Annotated in this window: 17 protein-coding genes, 2 tRNA genes and 2 pseudogenes; 6 read left to right on the top strand and 15 right to left on the bottom strand. The window is 59.5% G+C overall.

Going from position 1 to position 20,394, the window contains the following annotated elements; genetic code table 11:
• Nucleotides 1-49: 49 nt before the first annotated feature.
• Nucleotides 50-125: transfer RNA gene (locus ACIOWA_RS12175), tRNA-Gly, on the bottom strand.
• Between the two features lie 3 nt (nucleotides 126-128).
• Nucleotides 129-204 (bottom strand) — tRNA-Glu (locus ACIOWA_RS12180).
• A 385-nt stretch (nucleotides 205-589) separates the two neighbouring features.
• Between ACIOWA_RS12180 and ACIOWA_RS12185 the strand changes: the two genes are divergently transcribed.
• Nucleotides 590-1,348: a hypothetical protein gene (locus ACIOWA_RS12185; RefSeq protein ID WP_339430812.1), complete on the top strand. Its 759-nt coding sequence runs from the start codon at nucleotides 590-592 to the stop codon at nucleotides 1,346-1,348.
• A gap of 141 nt (nucleotides 1,349-1,489) precedes the next feature.
• Here ACIOWA_RS12185 and ACIOWA_RS12190 read toward each other — a convergent pair whose 3' ends face one another.
• The 4 genes and pseudogenes from ACIOWA_RS12190 to ACIOWA_RS12205 all read right to left on the bottom strand — a co-directional run bounded on the left by ACIOWA_RS12190 (nucleotide 1,490) and on the right by ACIOWA_RS12205 (nucleotide 5,919).
• Nucleotides 1,490-2,371, bottom strand: coding sequence for a methyl-accepting chemotaxis protein (locus tag ACIOWA_RS12190; protein ID WP_401160011.1), 882 nt, complete (start codon nucleotides 2,369-2,371; stop codon nucleotides 1,490-1,492).
• Nucleotides 2,351-3,457: pseudogene (locus tag ACIOWA_RS12195) on the bottom strand (HAMP domain-containing protein); the annotation flags it as partial. The pseudogene ACIOWA_RS12195 and the gene ACIOWA_RS12190, both read right to left, overlap by 21 nt.
• A gap of 108 nt (nucleotides 3,458-3,565) precedes the next feature.
• The gene (locus ACIOWA_RS12200) at nucleotides 3,566-4,966 is read right to left on the bottom strand and encodes a PLP-dependent aminotransferase family protein (RefSeq protein WP_339464087.1); all 1,401 of its coding nucleotides are present in this window, start codon (nucleotides 4,964-4,966) and stop codon (nucleotides 3,566-3,568) included.
• Between the two features lie 191 nt (nucleotides 4,967-5,157).
• Nucleotides 5,158-5,919, bottom strand: coding sequence for an SDR family oxidoreductase (locus tag ACIOWA_RS12205; RefSeq protein ID WP_401159995.1), 762 nt, complete (start codon nucleotides 5,917-5,919; stop codon nucleotides 5,158-5,160).
• A 237-nt stretch (nucleotides 5,920-6,156) separates the two neighbouring features.
• Between ACIOWA_RS12205 and ACIOWA_RS12210 the strand changes: the two genes are divergently transcribed.
• Nucleotides 6,157-7,161, top strand: a complete 1,005-nt coding sequence (locus ACIOWA_RS12210; RefSeq protein WP_401159997.1) for an NADP-dependent oxidoreductase — start codon at nucleotides 6,157-6,159, stop codon at nucleotides 7,159-7,161.
• A gap of 126 nt (nucleotides 7,162-7,287) precedes the next feature.
• On the opposite strand, the gene pyrF is transcribed toward ACIOWA_RS12210, so the two are convergent.
• Nucleotides 7,288-7,986, bottom strand: a complete 699-nt coding sequence (gene pyrF / locus ACIOWA_RS12215; protein WP_339430816.1) for an orotidine-5'-phosphate decarboxylase — start codon at nucleotides 7,984-7,986, stop codon at nucleotides 7,288-7,290.
• A 283-nt stretch (nucleotides 7,987-8,269) separates the two neighbouring features.
• Between pyrF and ACIOWA_RS12220 the strand changes: the two genes are divergently transcribed.
• The 3 genes and pseudogenes from ACIOWA_RS12220 to ACIOWA_RS12230 all read left to right on the top strand — a co-directional run.
• Nucleotides 8,270-9,031 (top strand): response regulator, encoded by a 762-nt coding sequence (locus ACIOWA_RS12220; RefSeq protein ID WP_401160012.1) that lies wholly within the window; start codon nucleotides 8,270-8,272, stop codon nucleotides 9,029-9,031.
• Nucleotides 9,031-10,080, top strand: a complete 1,050-nt coding sequence (locus ACIOWA_RS12225) for a HAMP domain-containing sensor histidine kinase (protein WP_339430817.1) — start codon at nucleotides 9,031-9,033, stop codon at nucleotides 10,078-10,080. Before ACIOWA_RS12220 ends, ACIOWA_RS12225 begins: the two co-directional genes overlap by 1 nt.
• Nucleotides 10,081-10,167: 87 nt before the next feature.
• A pseudogene (locus ACIOWA_RS12230) lies at nucleotides 10,168-10,323 on the top strand (histidine kinase); the annotation flags it as partial.
• 77 nt (nucleotides 10,324-10,400) lie between these two features.
• Here the strand turns inward: ACIOWA_RS12230 and ACIOWA_RS12235 are convergent.
• From ACIOWA_RS12235 to ACIOWA_RS12250, 4 genes are all read right to left on the bottom strand, one after another.
• Nucleotides 10,401-11,453 carry an AI-2E family transporter gene (locus tag ACIOWA_RS12235; protein WP_339430818.1) on the bottom strand — a complete coding sequence of 351 codons (1,053 nt, stop codon included), beginning with the start codon at nucleotides 11,451-11,453 and terminating at the stop codon, nucleotides 10,401-10,403.
• A 67-nt stretch (nucleotides 11,454-11,520) separates the two neighbouring features.
• On the bottom strand, nucleotides 11,521-12,330 hold the full coding sequence (locus ACIOWA_RS12240) for a DUF4892 domain-containing protein (RefSeq protein WP_221732995.1): 810 nt from the start codon (nucleotides 12,328-12,330) through the stop codon (nucleotides 11,521-11,523).
• 127 nt (nucleotides 12,331-12,457) lie between these two features.
• Nucleotides 12,458-13,312 (bottom strand): alpha/beta hydrolase, encoded by an 855-nt coding sequence (locus ACIOWA_RS12245; RefSeq protein ID WP_339495424.1) that lies wholly within the window; start codon nucleotides 13,310-13,312, stop codon nucleotides 12,458-12,460.
• A complete protein-coding gene (locus tag ACIOWA_RS12250; RefSeq protein WP_401160000.1) occupies nucleotides 13,309-14,115 on the bottom strand; it encodes an alpha/beta fold hydrolase in 807 nt (268 codons plus the stop codon). The genes ACIOWA_RS12245 and ACIOWA_RS12250 overlap by 4 nt, the downstream gene beginning before the upstream one ends.
• Before the next feature lie 216 nt (nucleotides 14,116-14,331).
• On the opposite strand from ACIOWA_RS12250, the gene ACIOWA_RS12255 reads away from it, so the two are divergent.
• Nucleotides 14,332-17,328 carry an RHS repeat-associated core domain-containing protein gene (locus ACIOWA_RS12255; RefSeq protein WP_401160002.1) on the top strand — a complete coding sequence of 999 codons (2,997 nt, stop codon included), beginning with the start codon at nucleotides 14,332-14,334 and terminating at the stop codon, nucleotides 17,326-17,328.
• Between the two features lies 1 nt (nucleotide 17,329).
• Here the strand turns inward: ACIOWA_RS12255 and ACIOWA_RS12260 are convergent, their stop codons facing one another.
• The 4 genes from ACIOWA_RS12260 to ACIOWA_RS12275 form a co-directional block, all read right to left on the bottom strand.
• On the bottom strand, nucleotides 17,330-17,773 hold the full coding sequence (locus tag ACIOWA_RS12260) for a hotdog fold thioesterase (protein WP_221732999.1): 444 nt from the start codon (nucleotides 17,771-17,773) through the stop codon (nucleotides 17,330-17,332).
• A gap of 31 nt (nucleotides 17,774-17,804) precedes the next feature.
• A complete protein-coding gene (locus ACIOWA_RS12265; protein ID WP_401160003.1) occupies nucleotides 17,805-19,460 on the bottom strand; it encodes an AMP-binding protein in 1,656 nt (551 codons plus the stop codon).
• 122 nt (nucleotides 19,461-19,582) lie between these two features.
• The gene (gene sixA, locus ACIOWA_RS12270) at nucleotides 19,583-20,035 is read right to left on the bottom strand and encodes a phosphohistidine phosphatase SixA (RefSeq protein ID WP_339430824.1); all 453 of its coding nucleotides are present in this window, start codon (nucleotides 20,033-20,035) and stop codon (nucleotides 19,583-19,585) included.
• Nucleotides 20,032-20,379 (bottom strand): DUF4389 domain-containing protein, encoded by a 348-nt coding sequence (locus ACIOWA_RS12275; protein WP_339430825.1) that lies wholly within the window; start codon nucleotides 20,377-20,379, stop codon nucleotides 20,032-20,034. Before ACIOWA_RS12275 ends, sixA begins: the two co-directional genes overlap by 4 nt.
• Nucleotides 20,380-20,394 lie beyond the last annotated feature (15 nt).

The raw sequence follows: 20,394 nt of genomic DNA on the forward strand, positions 1-20,394 counted from the left end.
ACACACGCATACAAAAACGCCGCTCAATAGAGCGGCGTTTTTGTGAAATTGGAGCGGGAAACGAGACTCGAACTCGCGACCCCGACCTTGGCAAGGTCGTGCTCTACCAACTGAGCTATTCCCGCAAATGGCGTCCCCTAGGGGACTCGAACCCCTGTTACCGCCGTGAAAGGGCGGTGTCCTAGGCCACTAGACGAAGGGGACACACTACAACATTCACTCCCTGCTTCGTTTCGCTGTGTGCTTTACGCTGCAAGTGGCGCGCATTCTATGGATGGATTGAGAGGTCGTCAACCCCCTGATATAAATTTATTTAAATCAATGACTTCGACCTGCTTTACGAGGCCATTCGGGCTTTTCCGTCGCCCGGCGTTTGACGCCTATATTCCGGCGGTCGACAAGACGTTATAGTCCACCGCACAGTGATGGCAATCTGCACATCAAGGGCCAGCATTCATATAAGCAACAAACGGCCGATACAGATTGCACCTGCCGATCCAATTCGTCGAGCGGCGCTAGGCGCATAAATGCCCCAGCCACTACACTCGCATGTGAACCCTATAAAGAGGTCTTACCGGTGACACCACTCATGATCACCCTGCTAGTCATAGCCGGGATCGCAATTCTGATCGCCATTGGCTATATGAACCATGTGGTGGAAAACAGCAAACTGGAGAAGGCCCGCACCAAAGTCGAACTCAACGACCGCCTGCGTCGCTGCGGCGAACTGACCGAGACCTTTCCAGGTCAATTCATGACGCCTGCACTCAAGCTGCTGCTGACCCGCCTGGAACTCAATGTCTGCCAGCGTCTGTTGAACCTTGAGAAAACCAGTGCGACGACTAAAGCACGCATCACTGAACTGAGCGCACTGGTGGCCCAAGGCGAGTCCATCCCGATCAACAACCCGCCGGCACCGATTCTGACCGAAGCCAAAGCCAAAGACGTGCGTTTCCTGCTCGAAGCCCTCCACGGACAGATCACCCGTGCCGCCCATGACGGCTTCCTGCCGCCGAACGAAGCCAAGCACTGGGTTCGCGAAGTCCGCCACATTCTGGTGCTGCTGCACATTGAGTTTTTCAACAACCTCGGCCAACAAGCTTTGCAACAAAACCAACCTGGCCAAGCCCGCCTCGCCTTCGAGCGCGGCGTGCAATACCTGCGCAAACAACAGGATCCGCAGATCTATTCCGAACAGTTGCAATACCTGGAAAAACTCCTCGCCCGCGCCAATGCCCAAGTCATGGACAAGATTGCGCCAGTTGAAGGAGAAGAGAACCAACTGACCGCTGGCCTCAAAGATGCCGAAACCGATGCGGACTGGAAGAAGAAAGTGATCTACGACTGATCGCTGACGTTGAAAGTTAAGCCACCGAGAGGTGGCTTTTTTGTGGTCATGCGGTTGGGGCCCAGCCTCACAGAAGTTACATCCCTCTTCGCGAGCAAGCCCACAGTTTGAAGCGAGTACACCTGTCAGGTCGTCAAGTCATCAAAGCCGAAAATGCCCGACCATCCCGCGCAACTCGCCCCCCAACTGCGCCAGTTCAACACTCGAGGCTGCATTCCCACGCATTGCAATCGACGACTGATCGGCACTCGCGCGAATACTCGTCACACTGCGATTGATCTCCTCCGCCACTGAACTCTGCTCCTCGGCCGCCGCCGCAATCTGCTGATTCATCTGCTGAATCAGCGAAACCGCCGCCGCAATACTCCCCAACGCACTCTCCGTCTGCAAGGCATCACTGACGGCCAGCTTCACCAGTTCACCACTGCTCTGAATCTGCTGCACCGAAGAATGCGCCGCCGAGCGCAAAGCACTGACCAAGCGCTCGATCTCCTCAGTCGATTGCTGCGTACGCCGGGCCAAAGCACGAACCTCATCGGCCACCACTGCAAAGCCCCTGCCCTGCTCACCGGCCCGCGCCGCTTCGATTGCCGCATTCAATGCCAAAAGATTGGTCTGCTCGGCCACGCTTTTGATCACCTCCAGCACCGTACCGATATTCTGGATTTCAGCGCTGAGGCTTTCGATACTGGAACTGGCCGAAGTCGCCGAATCAGCCAGTTGCTCGATCCGCGCCATACTCTGGCGCACGACCTGCTGACCACTTTCGACCTTGTCATCCGCCGTCTGCGCCGCCAACGCCGCCTCTTCCGCGTTGCGCGCAACATCGTGAACAGTAGCGGTCATCTGATTCATGGCCGTGGCCACCTGCTCGGTTTCTTCCTTCTGACTGCTGACCTCAAGGTTGGTCTGTTCGGTCACGGCCGACAGCGATTGTGCCGAACTGGCCAACTGCTCAATACCGGCCTGCAACCCGCTGACAATCGTGCTCAAGCCCGCCCCCATCTGCTGCATCGCCAACATCAGTTGGCCAATTTCATCACGACGGGTGACCTCGACCGTTGCACTCAGATCTCCGGCAGCAATCTGCTGCGCGACTTGAATCACGCTGCGCAACGGCGCGACGATCAAACGGGTAATCACCCACGCAGCGATCAAACCGACAAGCAGTGCCAGCGCCGATGAGCCAATGATCAGCAGCGCGTTCTTCTTAAGTTCAGCCTGCATCGCGCTGTCTTGCGCGACATAAGCCTGATTCACCCGCTCTACCACCTGCGCAGCACGCTCGTGCAATTGTTCATAAACAGTCTTTTCCTGAGCCAGCAGCCCGGTGTACTCAGCCAGTTTTTCGTTGAAACCTGCGATGTGCCCCAAGACTTCATTGAGCACCGTCAGATAGCCTTCGTCCTTGACCGTGGACTTCAACTCATCAGCCTGCGCCTGGGCTTGGGCAGCCTGTTCGATTTTGCCTTTGTCGGCATTGTCGGCATCACCTTTGCGGCTTTGATCCAGTCGAACCCGTGCCTCATTCATCGCTTGCAGCATCAGCTTCGACACCTGACTGACCTGACTGGCCTGCTCAATGAATTGCGCGCCATCCTTGCCCTCGGAATCCTTCAAGGTATACGCACCGTCGTCCGCCAGCCCGGCCTGCAACAAGTCGAGATTGTTGGCCACACTGGAAACCGACCAACTGGCCATTTCCAGCGCCAGATCCTTGGCCTGGGTCAGCGAAACGAACTCATCGAATGCCTTTCGATAGGCCGCCAGCGACTGCTCGACATCCGTCATCACTGGCACGTTGACCGGTGATTGCGCCTTGAGCTCATTGGCCCGGGCAATAAGCCCGTCCACGCCCTCACGCACGGCATCGGCGGTTTTAGGATCACCGCGCAAGGCGTATTCCTGCTCGAGCAAGCGAACGTTGAGCAGGCCGCTATTGAGCGAGGACATCTGTTTGAGCCCGTCGAAACGCTGGCTGATGGTTTGCAGAGACCAGACACCAATGGCTGCCACCAGCGCGGTCAGCAGCAAGACCAACGCAAACCCGATACCCAGTTTTTTTGCCATACCAAGGTTGGCAAAACGTGCTTGCACGGCCGAAATCATTGCGCGTAGTCCCCTGCCAAAGTCTGTTGATGAAGAGTCGCAATGGCCATGAACCAGCACAAGTCTCTGGCGTCGGAATAATGGCAAAAAGCTACGCCCGCGTCGTTTTCAGAACACTTGAGGTCGATCCGAACCGGTATTGCGAAAAAACTGGCGGGCGCGCGGATCACAGGCGTAGGCCACGTTGATGCGATGCCATTCGCCAGCCTCGCCACTGGGGCTGAAGGCATCTGGAGCTGAAAGCAGCACCCCGCAGCGTTGGGCCTGCCTGAACACACGAGCCTGATCGGTCATTCGCGCACGCGCCCAGATAAACAATCCGCCCGTCGGTTTGCCGAAAACCTCCCAATCGGCATCCTCCAGAGCCTGTAACGCCGCTGCGCGATCGGCGTTCAAGCGCTGCCGCTGACGCTGCACCAGTTTGCGGTATGCGCCGGTCGACATCAGACTGGCCAGCACCGCTTCGGAAAATCTTGAGCATCCCAGACCGCTGATCATCTTGACCCGAGCCAGCCGTGCAACAAGCTCGCTGTCGGCCAAGACGAACCCCACCCGCAAAGCGCTGCTCAGTGTCTTGGAAAAGCTGCCGACATAGATGACCCGCTCCTCATCGTCCAGTGCAGCCAGGCGCGTACCATTGCCAGTGTGCAAGTCCGCGTAGACATCGTCTTCGATCAGGCGTACATCGTAGATCCTGCTCAACTGCACGATGCGCTGAGCCACTGCCGGTGTCAGGGAACTGCCGGTGGGGTTGTGGTGATGGCTGTTGATGAAAAACGCACTGGGCTGAAACTGACGCAGCAGAGCCTCAAGCGCTTCGATATCCGGCCCGTTCGGCGTTCGACGCACCTCAAGCATGCGCACGCCATGCAGCCGCAACAGGTCGAACAGCGGCGCATAACCCGGTGTTTCGACCACGACGCAATCGCCAGCCTTCAACAAGGTTCGAACAATCAGATCCAGCGCGTGACTGGCACCGCCAGTGCTCAGAATCTGTGTGCTGCAGGCTTCGATGCTGAACAGTTTAAGTCGTTTGACGATCTGCTCGCGTAACGCTGCAAGGCCCAGTGGCGTGCTGTAGTTGAACAGGCTTGCCATGTCGGTACGCGCTACCTCACGCAGTGCATAGCTCAGATCGTCGGGCTCGCGCCAGCTCTCCGGCAAACCGCCACCGCCGAGTTTCAAGCCACTTGAAGTGCCGCACACGGTATCGCACCAGGCTTGCCGGCCCTCGCATGGCACCGATTCATCCTCCAGGCTCTGGCTCGACGGCGACGGTGCCACGATAAACCCCGCGCCCTGCCGCGTGGACAGAACGCCTTGCGCTACCAACCGCTCACAAGCCTCGACGACACATGACTGACTGAGCAGATTACCCCGGGCGATTTGCCGAACAGAGGGCAAGCGGGTAGCCGGCGGTACCCCGCTTTGCAGGATCCAGTCAGTCAGTCCGTCAACAATCTGCTGTACGACCGGCACCATTGCCTGTCGATCAATTCTCAATTCCATGAGCAAGCAAACTCCTGTCCGTTTTGCTGGCGGCAGTAAATCACAGCCACGCCGCACAGGCTGTGCGACAACGCCGCCAAAAGCGACCGTTCTAATCATTTGATACACATTGTTTATCGGTTTAACGGAACTGACGGCGGTCCATAAAAAGAAAACCCGCACGAAGGCGGGTTCTTTCAAGCGGCGCTTTTTCAGAACGCGGTGACACCACCGTCCACGGCCAAAGAATGTCCCGTGGTGAACGCGGCACCATCGCTGCACAGATACAGCACGGCACTGGCGATCTCTTCGACCTTGCCGATGCGGCCTACCGGATGCATGGCGTTGGCAAACTCGCCCTTCTTCGGATCAGCCTCGTAGGCACGGCGAAACATATCGGTATCGATCACGGCCGGGCATACCGCGTTGACGCGGATTTTCTTCTTCGCATATTCGATGGCTGCCGATTTGGTCAGACCGATCACCGCGTGTTTCGATGCTGCATAGATGCTCATCTTCGGCGCAGCACCCAGCCCGGCCACCGAGGCAGTGTTGACGATTGCTCCGCCGCCCTGCGCCAGCAACAGCGGCAACTGGTATTTCATGCACAGCCAGACGCCTTTGACGTTGACGCCCATGATCGCGTCAAACTCATCCATCGAGCCTTCGGCCAGCTTGCCTTTCTCGATTTCGATCCCGGCATTGTTGAAGGCGTAGTCGAGGCGGCCGTAAACACTGATCACCTCTTCCATCAGGTTTTTTACGTCGTTTTCGTCGGTGACATTGCAACGCACAAAGGTGGCGTCACCGCCCGCTGTACGAATCAGCGCCACCGTGCCCTCGCCCCCTGCCGCATCCAGATCGGCCACCACCACCTTCAGGCCTTCGGCGGCGAATGCCTGTGCGGTCGCACGGCCAATGCCGTTGGCCGCACCAGTGACTACGGCAACCTGACCGGAAAACGTCATGCTCATTGTTATGTCCTCGAACGGGTAAATGCAGGGGATGGGTTCAAGTGCAGCATAGCCACAGGGTTCTACCAGACGTCAGCACTATCAAAAGCCTGTTTATGCGCCCATGCGCCCCAGTGATAGAACCCCGTAGATCACTATCACTGCACTGGATCGATGTGCATTCGCCGCATCAGCGAACCTTGCGACATCGCCGGTGAAGGTCTATCAACAAGGCTTAATTCAATTCGAGAACCTGCCATGACTTCCCAGACCAATCGCCAGTTCCTGCTCGCCAAACGCCCGGTGGGCGCTGCCACCCGCGAGACCTTCACTTATCAGGAAGTGCCGGTCGGTGAACCGGCTGCGGGACAGATTCTGGTCAAGAACCAATACCTGTCCCTCGACCCGGCCATGCGTGGCTGGATGAACGAGGGCAAGTCCTACATCCCACCGGTCGGCATCGGTGAAGTCATGCGTGCGCTCGGCGTAGGAAAAGTGCTCGCGTCGAACAACCCGGGCTTTGCCGTCGGGGACTACGTCAACGGAGCCATCGGCGTGCAGGATTATTTCCTCGGCGAGCCAAGAGGTTTCTACAAAGTCGATCCGAAACTGGCGCCGCTACCGGTTTATCTGTCGGCACTGGGCATGACCGGGATGACCGCCTACTTCGCGCTGCTTGAGGTGGGCGTGCCTAAGGCTGGCGACACGGTGGTGTTGTCCGGGGCTGCGGGCGCAGTGGGCAGCATTGCCGGACAGATCGCCAAGATCAAAGGTTGCCGTGTGGTGGGCATTGCCGGTGGCGCCGACAAGTGCAAATTCCTCATCGATGAACTGGGCTTCGACGGCGCTATCGACTACAAAAACGAAGACGTGGTGGCAGGGCTTAAACGCGAATGCCCGAAAGGCGTGGACGTTTATTTCGATAACGTCGGTGGCGACATCCTTGACGCTGTGCTTAGCCGCCTGGCGCCGAAAGCGCGAGTGGTGATCTGCGGCGCCATCAGTCAGTACAACAACAAGGAAGCGGTCAAAGGCCCGGCCAACTATCTGTCGCTGTTGGTCAATCGTGCGCGCATGGAAGGGTTTGTGGTGATGGACTATGCCGCGCAATACGCCAGTGCGGCGCAGGAAATGGCCGACTGGATGGCCAAGGGGCAGCTCAAAAGCAAGGAAGACATCGTCGAAGGCCTGGAGACCTTCCCCGAGACGCTGATGAAATTGTTCAGCGGTGAGAATTTCGGCAAGTTGGTGCTGAAGGTTTAAGCCACCAGAAACCAATGTGGGAGCGGGCTTGCTCGCGAAGGCGGTGTGTCAGTCAACATCTGTGTCGACTGATACGCCTACTTCGCGAGCAAGCCCGCTCCCACATTTTGGATCTTCAGCGTTTGATCAGGCGATTTCGGCCACGACAGCGGCCAGCGCCCTGGCCGGATCTGCCGCCTGGCTGATCGGACGGCCGATCACCAGATAATCGGAGCCGGCATCCAGCGCCTGACGCGGGGTCAGAATACGGCGCTGATCGTCCTGCGCGCTACCCGCCGGGCGAATTCCGGGGGTCACCAGTTGCAGCGACGGATGCGCGGTTTTCAGTGCGGTGGCTTCCAGCGCCGAGCACACCAGACCGTCCAGCCCGGCCTTCTCGGCCAGTGCCGCCAGACGCAGCACCTGCTCCTGCGGCTCGATATCCAGACCGATACCGGCCAGATCTTCGCGTTCCATGCTGGTCAGCACGGTCACGCCGATCAGCAACGGTTGCGGGCCGCTGCGCTTGTCCAGTTCTTCACGGCAGGCGGCCATCATGCGCAGGCCACCGGAGCAATGCACGTTGACCATCCACACACCCATCTCGGCGGCGGCTTTCACGGCCATCGCGGTGGTGTTGGGAATGTCGTGGAATTTCAGATCGAGGAAGACTTCAAAACCCTTGTCACGCAGGGTGCCAACGATTTCGGCGGCGCAACTGGTGAACAGTTCCTTGCCCACTTTGACCCGGCACTGCTTCGGGTCCAACTGGTCGGCCAGCTTCAGTGCGGCGTCACGGGTGGGAAAATCCAGGGCGACGATGATAGGAGTCTGGCAGGCGGACATGGATGGGCTCTCAGGCAAGTCGAAATCGGCGCGCATTGTAGCGGAACCGGCGGCGGCGCGGCACCCGATGATCGGTAATTCGTCGCGCCAAACGTGATCAGCATAGCGTTCGACGCTATTGTGTCGACTCCGATACACAACCGACATGTCGCCAACAAGCGCCCGCGCTAGCCTCGCCAGCCGAAACACGTCCTTACATCAGCACTTCCCGCTTCGCGGCCGGACACCTATGCTGAAACCACAACCTCGCAGCCCATCTTTGTGGTTGGCGGCCTACTGGCAGATGAACAGCCCCATGCACAACACCCAAACCACCGGAACGGATGAGCCCAAAGACGACAAGCGCTGGAGCATTCGCGCCCTGATCGTCGACGATGACGTGCCGATCCGCGAGCTGATGATCGATTACCTTGCCCGTTTCAATATCCACGCCAGTGGCGTCACTGACGGCGCGGCGATGCGCCAGGCGATGCAAGCCGAACATTTTGATGTGGTGGTGCTGGACCTGATGCTGCCCGGCGAAGACGGTTTGTCGCTGTGCCGTTGGCTGCGCGCCGAATCGGACATCCCGATCCTGATGTTGACCGCCCGCTGCGAACCCACCGATCGCATCATCGGCCTGGAACTGGGTGCCGATGACTACATGGCCAAACCGTTCGAGCCGCGTGAACTGGTCGCCCGGATTCAGACGATTCTGCGCCGCGTGCGCGACGATCGTACCGATCAGCGCGCCAATATTCGTTTCGACAACTGGCGCCTGAACAGCGTTCTGCGCCAACTGATCGCCGACAATGGCCTGGTGGTGCCGCTGTCCAACGCCGAATTCCGCCTGCTCTGGGTCTTCATCGAGCGCCCGCGCCGGGTACTCAGCCGCGAACAATTGCTTGATGCCGCCCGAGGCCGTTCGATTGAAGCGTTCGACCGCAGCATCGACTTGCTGGTCTCGCGTCTGCGACAGAAACTCGGCGACGATCCGAAAGCACCGCAGTTGATCAAAACCGTGCGCGGTGAGGGTTACCTGTTCGACGCACGAGACATCGGCTGATGCGGGCGCGCTTCGACACCCTGTTCGGCCGCCTGTTTGGCGTGTTGTTCGTGGCGATCGTCCTGGCGCACCTGCTGGCGTTCACCTGGTTTCACCTCTACGGTCCGCCGCCACCTCCGCCGCCCCCGGCGTTTTCCCCAAATGCCGAGGGGCAACGGCCTCACCAGGATCCGCGCTATCCGCCACGGCCAGCGCGACCCTGGTTCGGCGGCCCTGTGGTGCCACTGACCTTTCAGTTCATTACCTTGATGATCGCCGCTTGGTATGGCGCCAAGCTGCTCAGTCGCCCGATCCAGCGCTTGAGTGACGCCGCCGAGCGCCTCAGTGAAGACCTCGACAGCCCACCGCTGGACGAATCCGGCCCGCGGGAAGCCCGGCAAGCAGCGCATACCTTCAACCTGATGCAACAACGGATACGCGAACAAATTCAGCAACGCGCGCGAATGCTCGGCGCCGTCTCCCACGACCTGCGCACACCACTGTCGCGATTGAAACTGCGCCTGGAAAACATCAGCGACGACAAATTGCAAAGCCAGATGCGCCAGGATCTGAACGACATGATCGGCATGCTCGATGCCACCCTTACCTATTTGCACGAACAGCGCACCAGCGAAGCCTTGCAATTAATGGACGTGCAGGCGCTGGTCGAATCTCTGTGCGAAAACGCCCAGGATCAAGGCTCGGATGTGCAGGTCAGCGGCCATTGCGCACCACTTGCGGTACAGCCGATGGCGCTGCGCTCATGCATCAATAACCTGATGGACAACGCCCTGCGCTATGCCGGGCAGGCATGCATCGAACTGCTGGATCGGCGCGGCCAACTGCTGATCCGCGTGATCGACCATGGGCCGGGAATTGCCGAGGACAAGCGCGAGGCAGTGTTTGAACCGTTTTATCGCCTGGAAGGCTCGCGCAACCGCAACTCCGGCGGCGTCGGCCTGGGCATGACCATTGCCCGGGAAGCCGCGCAGCGTTTGGGTGGAGATCTAAACCTGGAACAAACCCCCGGTGGCGGCCTCACGGCAGTCATCCGCCTGCCTCGACCCTGAGAACTCCATCCTCGTGTGTACCCACCTGCCCCTTGAGGCTGACTGCGCCGGTACACCCACCGGTTTTCCAGTTCAGGAGTGAGCCCGATGATCGGTAGCGTCAGCAGCTACACGAGCTATACCAGCACCCGCAGCGCCTCCACGCAAAACGCCCGAGGCCAGCAACTGCAAAAGCAACTGTTCGCCAAATTCGACAGCAACAGCGATGGCGCGGTGGATCAGGACGAGCTGAAACGTGCGGTGCCCACAGTCCGGACTGGGGACTCCTGCCAGAGACAGGTCAGTCCTCAGGCCCGCGCATACCGTCCCATTCCAAAAAACTAACGGCGGTCTTCAACCCGAGCCTGACTCTTGCTCCAGTCCGTCAGCAAACTATAAGCAACAGCCAACAGCGTAGGTCCGATAAACAACCCGATAAACCCAAACGCAATCAACCCGCCAAAGACACCCAGCAATACAATTACCAGCGGCAGATTCCCCCCGCGACTGATCAGGTACGGCTTGAGCACGTTGTCCACGCCACTGATGACGAACGTCCCCCAGATCCCGAGAAACACCGCCATCCCATACTCACCCTTCCAGGCCAGCCAAGCCGTGGCCGGCACCCATACAAGCGGTGGTCCCATCGGAATCAGGCTGAGCAGGAACGTCACAACCCCCAATACCAACGCCCCCGGTACGCCGGCAATCAGGAAGCCGATCAACGCCAGAATCGCCTGCGCCGCCGCCGTACCGATCACGCCGTTGACCACCCGCTGAACCGTGCCAGCGACCAATTCGATGTAGTACCCGGCGCGTTCGCCAATCAAGCGTTCCAGCAAGCGATGAGCAAACGCCGCCAGCCTCGGCCCGTCGCGATAGAAAAAGAAGACAAAGACAATGCTCAACGTCAGTTCGAGAATCCCGCCGCCGATCTGCGCACTGCGCGCCAGCAACCAGTTACCGACCTGCCCCAGATAAGGTTTGATCGACACCATCAACGCGGCGCCCTGCTCATCAATGCTGTTCCAGAGCCCGACCAGCCGCTCACCCACAAACGGCAAACCTCCCAGCCACGTCGGCGCCTGCGGCAAACCATCGACTTGCACATCTTTGATGAACGCTGTGGCATCACGCACGTGATCTGCCAGGTTGAACCCCAGCCAGACCAGCGGCGCCGCCACCAGCAGCATCCAGCCCAACGTCAGAATGGCGGCGGCCAGCGATTCGCGGCCATTGAGCCAGCGGGTCAGAAGACGCATCAGCGGCCAACTGGCAAACGCCAGCACGGCGCCCCAGAACAACGCCGACCAGAACGGCGCCATCACCCACAGGCTGGCACCAAACAGCACCAGCAGAAGGATTTGCACCAACAGCCGATCGTTATTGAGCATGTAAGGTCTCGAAAAAGTCAGTCAGACAAAAAATAGGCGAACACACAGCGTGCCCGCCCGATACACCTTATCGCAACAGATTAATGTGCAGGCCAGGGCCTTCGACACTGCCGGCTTCCAGCCGCCTCGCGCGCACGCCCTGCTCGATCAGTGCTTGTCGCCAAGCCTCGGCCTTGGGGCCCGACACGGTCACCCTTTGCGTAATATCCAGGTTCAGGCCCCGGGAAATCAGCCGCAGCCAGGTGTCATCCGGATCGCCCACCAACTTCGGAAAGTCCAGTTCACCAGTGCTTTTGAGCTGCCGCAACAGGGTCGCAGACGTCGGCAACAACTCGCCCAGCGGCGCTTCGGCCACGAACTGTTCAACATGCAGATAAGCCCTGCGATTGCCGCGCGTAATGCTGTAGAGCGCTATCAGCGTGTTATCCCTTGGAGCCGCCAGCCTTAGCAACAGATAGGCCTGCTGCTCATCGGAACCAAACAGTTTCGAATTACCAAAGACCTCATTGGCCCACAGGCTGCTTTCGCCACAATCACGGGACTCGCACCAATACAGCAACTCGGCGCCCTGTTTTTTTTGCAGCGCTTCACGGGCGGCAGTGAACGCTTCGTTGGCGGAGTGTTCCGGTGGCAGTTCGTAGGTCACTGACGTGGTTTGGCCTCTGGCACTGACCTGTCCTTCGAAGCGCAGCTTGCCGCTGATTTTACGGATCGATCCGAGCGGATAGACACGCTCCAGTTCGGTCGGGGCACGATAGTCGACGATTTGTGCATCGGCCAGACGCGGCACGATGGGTAGATCCTGACTGCCCGGTACATCGTCGGCGATTGAAAAGGAACTGAAACAGCACAGTGCCAAGAGACTGAGTGAACGCATGGATAGGTTCATCGGACAGACATGGCCTGGGTGCCGCTTTGGCCATTCGGGGTCGTAGCGGTGTAAAGATCCATCATGGTTATCTCCCATTTCAACCCGCCCAGCCTCGACAGTTGCCCGCAGCAAGTCAAGGAATGGCGAAGAACCGATTGAAACAGTCTGCGACAAGATCGGCACCGGCCTCATCGTTGAGGTGCAAATGGTGTCCGCCGGGCAGCTGTTCCCGGTTAAAGGGTAGACGCTCCAGCAGTTCTGGGTGTTTGGCCAGCATGCCGTCGGCCGCGACGACCAATTGCGCAGGACAGTCGATGCGCTGGACGAAAGCCATCGCCTGTTCCAGGGTCAGGCGCAGCGGCGACGGCAGCGTCAGGCGATTATCGGTGCGCCAGGTGTAACCGCCGGGAACGGGCATCAATCCCCGTTGCGCCAACAGTTCCGCCGCCTCACGACTGACCGCCACCAGTCCTTTCATCCGCGCTTCGATGGCTCGGTCGAGGCTGTTGTAGACCGGTTTGCGTTTCTCGCGCAGTTCCAGTTGCGCTTGCAGGGCCATGCCCATGCGTTCGGCAGCGTTTTCGCCTTTGTCTGTAGGAGGAATCACGCCGTCGATCAACGCCAGATGCGAGATACGCTGCGGCAACGAACCGGCCAGCACCAGCGACACGATGGCGCCCATCGAATGCCCGAGCAGGCCGAAACGTTTCCAGCCCATCTGCTCGGCAACCTGCAGCACGTCATGGGCGTAGTCCCACAACGCGTAACCGGCGCCACTCGGACGATGCCCGGAGTGCCCATGCCCGGCCATGTCCAGGGCCATGATGCGCAAGCCTTTGAGCTTCGGCGCCAGGCGGGCAAAGCTGTTGGCATTGTCGAGCCAGCCATGCAGGGCGATGACCGGCAAACCGTCCTCGGGACCGAACAAGTGCGCAGCCAACTCGATATGCGGCAGGTTCAGGCGTACTTCTTCGAAGGTCGGGCTCATGCGCAATCCTTGTCCTGACGATTTTCCCAGCGAGTGAACAGGCTCTTGAGCAACCGCGCCGTGTCTTGCGGGCGTTCAAGCGGAAACATATGGCCACCGGGCATGCTCAGCGCCTCGCCCTGGGCAAGACGCGAAACGAAACGGGTGTGATGACGCATCACCACGCGACTCTTGTGCCCTCGTACCACCGCCAGCGGCACTTGCAACTGTCGGGTAAGGCCGGGACTGGTGTGCGGCACCCCGCGATAGATGCTGATCTCGGTGGCCGGGTCGAAGCGCAACCGCAGCTTGTCGCCCACCTGATGCAAACCGTGTTGCAGATAGGCATCGAAACATTCGGGATCGAAACTGCGAAACAATGTCTTGCCGGCAAAGTAGCTGCGTGCGCTGTCGATATCGGCAAACTCTTCGCGCCGGCCCAGGGTGCGTCCAGCCGGAGTCAGTCTGTCGATGAAGCCGAAGCGCTTGGCCGCACGGATCACCCATTGATCGGTACGGGTCAGCACAGGGGAATCGAGCATGACCACGCCGCGATACAACTCAGGGCAACGCAGCGCCGCATGCAGGTGCAGCACGCCGCCAAACGAGTGGCCGACGCCCCACACCGGTTGATCCTGCTGCTGCAAATGGTGAATCAACTCATCGACAAGGTTGTACCAGTTATCGTCCGCGGGAAATCGCGGGTCATGGGCATGCTGCTCCAGATGCGCGACCCGGTACTCGGGCGCCAGCGCCGCGAACAACTTGCCATAGGTACCCGAAGGAAATCCGTTGGCGTGGGCGAAAAAGATCGGTTGCGACATGCGGGTAGATCCATGAGCGGGAAACGTGGCGTTGATTGTCCGCAAGAGTGCGCCTCACAGCAATGACCGTAACGGCCAGGAATGATGACAGTCGCGCCATGGCTATATCCGACGCACCGCCGTGTGGGTGTTTTTGTCAACTGTCAGTTCTGTCAGTTGACCCACGCCGTGTTCAGGCTGATAAGAGGATCACCCTCATTAAAGCTGCCGGCGCCCATGACTCACGCGAATACACCCGCCATCCAGGCCTTCGACGCTCGAGGCCTGGTATTACGCAGCGTGAATTACCATCGTCGCGATGAGACTTTGGCACCCGAGAGTTACATCACTCACCAGACGCATGATGCAGCGGGGCGCACGGTATTGAGTCGCGATCCCAGACTGTTCCGCGAGCACACACCTGAAAAACCCGGCCCGGCGAATCAGAGCAATGTGTTCAGCCTGTCAGGCGCCATGCTGTCGAGTGAAAACAGCGATGCAGGCTGGCGCCTGAGCTTGCTCGCAGAGGACGGCGCTCACATTGACGGATGGGATCAGAAACGCAACCACAGCCGTATCGTCCATGATGCTCTGCGACGACCGAGCGCCACTTTCGAGCAGTCTGCCGACGAGCCTGAACACTGTACGGAGCGCTTCACCTATTTCGATGATCCGGATGAAGTCCACCATAACCGCCGTGGCCGATTGATTCGGCATGACGACACCGCAGGCACCCTGCACTTCACTGAACTCAGTATGAGCGGGCAACCACTGCAACTTTGTCGCACCTTCAGTGCCGATCCCGCGTGGGCGGTGGACTGGCCGGAAGTGGAAGTCGATCGCGATTTTTTTCTGGAAACCCGATCGGCCGCGACCCACTTCAGCTACAACGCCCTTGGCGAGTCGGTTGGTCAGACAGATGCCTTGGGAAATCGGCAGATACAGCTTCAAGACGTGGCGGGCCATGTGAAAGAAACCCGTCTGACACTGGCCGCAAACGACGACAGCCAGACGCTGGTCAGCGATATCCACTACAACGCCTTTGGGCTTATTGAGCAGCAACGCGCGGGAAATGACGTGATCTCCCAAGCGACATTCAGCCTCGACGATGGCCGCCTGCAACGTCTGAGGAGCCAGACCAGTCATGGCTCGATCCTCCAGGATCTGTCCTACGCGTACGACGCAGTCGGCAATATCACTCGCATCAGCGATAGCGCAGAGGCGGCTGTCTATCACCGTAACCAGCGAACAGACGCGATCTGCCGCTACCGTTACGACAGCCTCTCGCGCTTGATCGAGGCCAGTGGCCGGCAGATCCGCAACGCTGCGGGCGGGCCACAGCTGCCGGCATTTGCCTCTCCTGCCGACCCGGGTCAGTTGGAAAACTACACGCGCACTTACACCTATGATCCGTCCGGCAATCTGCTGTTGATGGAGCACCGCGCCGCCAGTGGAAACCGCACCGAGCGCACGGTTGTGGCCAGCGCCAGCAATCGCAGCCTGCCGGAAAGCCCCGACGGCCATCTGCCCGATGAGCAGGCGATTGCCGCCGCTTACGACGCCAATGGCAACCGCGTGTTTCTCCAAGACGAAGGGCAAACGCTGCAATGGGATCGACGCAATGAATTGCAACAGGTTGATCAGGTGGTTCGAGAGGGTGAACCGAATGATTGCGAGTTCTACATCTATGACGGCAGCGGTCAACGCCTGCGAAAAATCCGTCAGGCCTGTACCGCATCGGTGCAACGACTCAGTGAAACGCGCTACTTGCCCGGTCTGGAAATTCGCACCGATCCGAATCAGACCGTACACGTCATCACCGTCAAGGCCGGTCGCGCGACAATCCAGGTGTTGCACTTTGAAAAACCGCCACCACACGGCATACCCCAGCATCAGCAGCGCTACAGCTTCACCGATCAATTGAACTCCAGCACCATTGAACTGGACGCCCAGGCACAGATGATCTCCCGGGAAAGCTATTACCCGTTTGGCGGTACCTGTTGGTGGGCGGGCCGAAGCCTGGTCGAAGCGAGCTACAAGACCCTGCGCTACTCGGGCAAGGAACGGGATGCCAGTGGCCTGTATTACTACGGTTTTCGTTACTACACGCCATGGCTTCAGCGCTGGCTCAATGCGGACCCGCTGGGGGTGCAGGACGGACTGAATCTGTTTGCCATGGTGCACGGCAACCCTGTCGGGAACGTGGACTTCCAGGGACTGGTCACACTGAAAGAAGGCGTGGGCGCCGCTCTGGCAACCTTTGGCCGGGACAGTGTGAGTGCACTGGCCGCAGGAGCGGTTAAATATTTTGCTGCAAGAGGGTTGGAGCAATGGGCAACCGGCGATCCGGACTCACCGCCAGACCCGGGTGTCAATCTGGGATTGACCCTAGCAGGCAGCATGGTGGGTGCGTTGGCCGGTGGTTCCATGGGGATAGGAGCAGGCAGTCGTATTGCCAGCAGCCGCAACTACAACCGCACCACACAGAAAGTCATGGCCGGTATCTTGGGGCTGGCGGGCGCTGCGGCGGGAGCCGCCGCTCCACTGTATGCGTACCTGTCTGAGCGGGAAACCTTGAACATGACAGCCATCAGCATACTTGCCAGTGTGCCCAAGAGCATGACAAGGGAAGCAGGCCAACGCACGTTCGCCAGCGTCGGCCCCAGCGTCACGATTGCGCCAAGCGGCACCACGACCGCTTGGCGCACCGCCTTCTATGGAGCCGTTCTTTTTGCTGACGGTGCGCTCGGGGCAAATCTGCCACCTGGCCTGGATATCACTGTCGCCGCTACCGTGGAAGGCCTGGATGGAGCGTCCACAACCACGATCAACTCATTGCGTGGAGGTGACTACAGCAGCCCGGAACGCAATCGGCTTTCTGTGCCGAATGCTGCGGAATGGCTGTACGGCGTCGTAACACGCACCGCCGGCTCAACCTTGACCGCCTCACTGACATTGCTCGCCGAACCTCTAACGAACACAATCGAAAACGCCCACTTACAATCAGCAGTCGTCGAAAGCCTGGCCACCCCCACCGAGGCCCGCACATACCTGGGCCAGCATGTGCAGCGTGGCGCCTTCGAGCTGGCCAGGTACGACGATGGGGACTTCACTCTGGATCGTTTCACTCCAGCGAACCGGATTTGGAGAGATGCGACACCCGCCGGTTATCACCCGGAAACACCCGACGCGGGCGACCTGCCCATGAGTGTTATCAGACGACGTAGCGTATGACTCAACTCGAGGGTGGTGTCTGCCCCAACGGCACCACTGCCATGGTCAAGCGCGAGACACAACTGGCCTTGCCTTCATCGCTGGTCAGTCGAATATCCCAGACATGCGTGGTGCGACCGATATGAATCGGCTTGGCCACAGCCGTCACCCGGCCACTGCGCAAACCACGCAAATGGTTGGCGTTGATCTCAAGCCCCACGCAATAAAACTGGCTGGCATCGATACACAAATAACTGGCCATAGAACCGACAGTTTCAGCCAGCACCACCGAGGCGCCGCCGTGCAGCAGGCCGTAAGGCTGGTGGGTGCGATGGTCGATGACCATGCTCGCGGTCAGTGATTGTTCGTCGAACGCCTCGAAACGGATATCCAGCACTTCGCCGATGGTGTTTTTCTGGATTGCGTTCAACTGCTCGATGTCGGGAGTGGTGCGCCACAGGCTCATCACAGACTTCCTTTGTTGTTTTAGTGGTCGCTCAATCCTGCCACAGCACCGCCTCGCTGCGCTCGCTCCATTCTTCGAAGCGCGCGCCGTAGGTGTCTTCGATGACGTTGCGTTTGATTTTCAGGGTCGGCGTGAGAAACCCGTTCTCCACCGCCCAACTGTCCTTGACCACCACCAGTCGACGCAGGCGCTCGTGCTTGTCGAGCACCGCGTTGACCTCCTCCAGCAGTTTTTCCAGGCTCGAATGCAGACTCGCCCGCCCCTCTTCCTGATTGACAATGGAGAGCACGCACAAGCCCAGCGGCGCGCTCAAACCATCGCCCACCACGCAGACCTGTTCGATACGCGAATGCACCGCCAGCCGATTTTCGATCGGCGCCGGAGCCACATATTTGCCTTTACTGGTCTTGAAGATCTCCTTGAGTCGACCAGTCAGGCGCAGGCGCCCTTCGGCATCCTGCTCGCCCTTGTCACCGGTGCGCAGAAAACCGTCCTCGGTGATCGTTTCGGCGGTTTTCTGCGGCTCCTTGAAATAGCCGAGCATGTTCGCCTGACTGCGTACCTGCACTTCACCGGACTCATCGATACGCACTTCAACATCCGGGCACGGTTTACCGATCCAGCCCTGCTTGTATTGACCCGGCAGGCAGATGTGCGAATAGCCGCAGCTCTCGGTCATGCCGTAGACCTCCAGGACGTCGAGCCCGAGTTTCTGATACCACGCAAGCAAGGTTTGCGGCACTGGTGCGGCGCCCGACAGGGCGACGTGCAAGGCATCCAGCCCGAGGCCAGCAAGCACTTTGTGCCCGACTCGCTTGCCGATGAACGGCAGGCCGAGGAGCAAATCCAGGCGCTTTGCCGGAATCTTGCTGTAAACGCCCATCTGGAATTTGCTCCAGATTCGCGGCACACCAAACATTGCGGTCGGCCGCGCACGCTGCAAGTCAGTGATAAAGGTCTCGAGGCTTTCGGCAAAGAACACCGTCTGCCCGGTGTAGATCGACGCCAACTCTACAAACATCCGCTCGGCGACGTGGCACAGCGGCAGGTAGGAGAGCAATCGATCATGCTCGTTAAGCCCGAATAACTGCGTGCCATGGGTCGTCGCAAACCCGAGGTTGGCGAAACTGTGCATCACGCCTTTGGGCAGGCCAGTGGTGCCGGAGGTGTAGATGATGGTGGCCAGTTGCTCGCCGGCGGGACGCGGGTCGTCCTGGATCGGTGAACTGCGTTGCAGGTCGGCCCAGCTGAAATCGAAGTCGCCGGCCGGATGCAGCGGCAGGCTGATGGTCGGCAGGCCCAAAGGCATGCCTTTCGACATGCCGGGCCAATCATCCAGTTTGCCGATAAACGCCAACACACTTTCCGAGTGGTTGAGCACCTGAGCCACGGAGTCGGCGGTCAGGTTGGGATACAGCGGCACAGAGACGTGCCCGGCCATCCAGATGGCGAGGTCGGCGATGATCCAGTGCGCGCAGTTTTTCGAGATCAGCGCGATGTGGCTGCCCTGCGGCAACTCGCGCGCTCGCAGCCAATGCGCGGCGCGGCGGGCCTGATGGCCGACGTCGGCCCAGGTCAGCGTTTCGACCTGCCCGCCCCCGACTGGCTGTACGAGGAAGCGCTGGCGCGGGTGCCGCGCCTCGCGTTCGTAAAACACGTCCAGCGGCAAACGGAATGCGGCAGACATGCGACTCGCTCCTGTTTTTTTGGTCTGGAGCAAGCGTAGTCAACCAAGCAAGTGCTTGGTTGGAAAATTCAAACAAATAATTTCCACCGACACAGCGAAATGTGGGAGCGGTGTTTACAACGTTATGGATGCTTGAGGCTATTGAGCTTCATCGAGCCGATCAGCAACTCACTGTGTTCAAGCTCCGCAAGCCCGGCCGTGCTGACCCTCTCGGGCGGATACCCGGCGCCATGCTGCAGATAGCTGAGCAAATTGCCCACCAGCGGGTTATGGCTGACCAGCAGCACATTGCTCACCGAGACCAGTTGATCGGTGACCTTGTCCGGATCGACCTCCGGCGTCAGCCACTCGACCGTGCGAATCGGCGGCTCGAAACCCAGCGCCTCACGGACAATCTGCGCGGTCTGTTGCGCGCGCAGATAGGGGCTGGCGTAGATCGCGGTCAACGGCTGGCCCATCAGACGGGCCGCACTGCTCAAGGCTTCCTGGCGGCCATGCTCGGTCAGCTCCCGCTCGGCATCGGGGCACGCGCCATAAGGCACGGCTTCACCGTGACGCAATACCCAGAGTTTCATAGCTTGGGTTCCTCATCTCGGGCCGGATGCGGTGCTGGCGGCACGGCATGCGGCGCTTCGCCTTCGGGGGTACGCGGCGCAGGCCAGTCGGCGAACGGCCATGGTTTCTGGTCGCTGTGAAAACTGCCGAAACGGCCGATCTGTGCCAGAAACTGGCTCAGGCTGTCGCCGAAATTCATCAGGCCGGCGCTCGGAGCGCCATAGATCAAACGATAGATCAGTTGCACCAGCACCACTGCGCCAAGGATGAACTGCGCCACTTGCCAGACCAGCACGTAAATGAGCATCCACAATACCCGCAGGAGGATGGACTCGTACTTGGTGTCGATTTTTGGATCGTTCATAGGTCGTTCCCTGCT

It is taken from the genome of Pseudomonas sp. NPDC087614 (assembly GCF_044743485.1).
GTDB lineage: Bacteria > Pseudomonadota > Gammaproteobacteria > Pseudomonadales > Pseudomonadaceae > Aquipseudomonas > Aquipseudomonas baetica_A.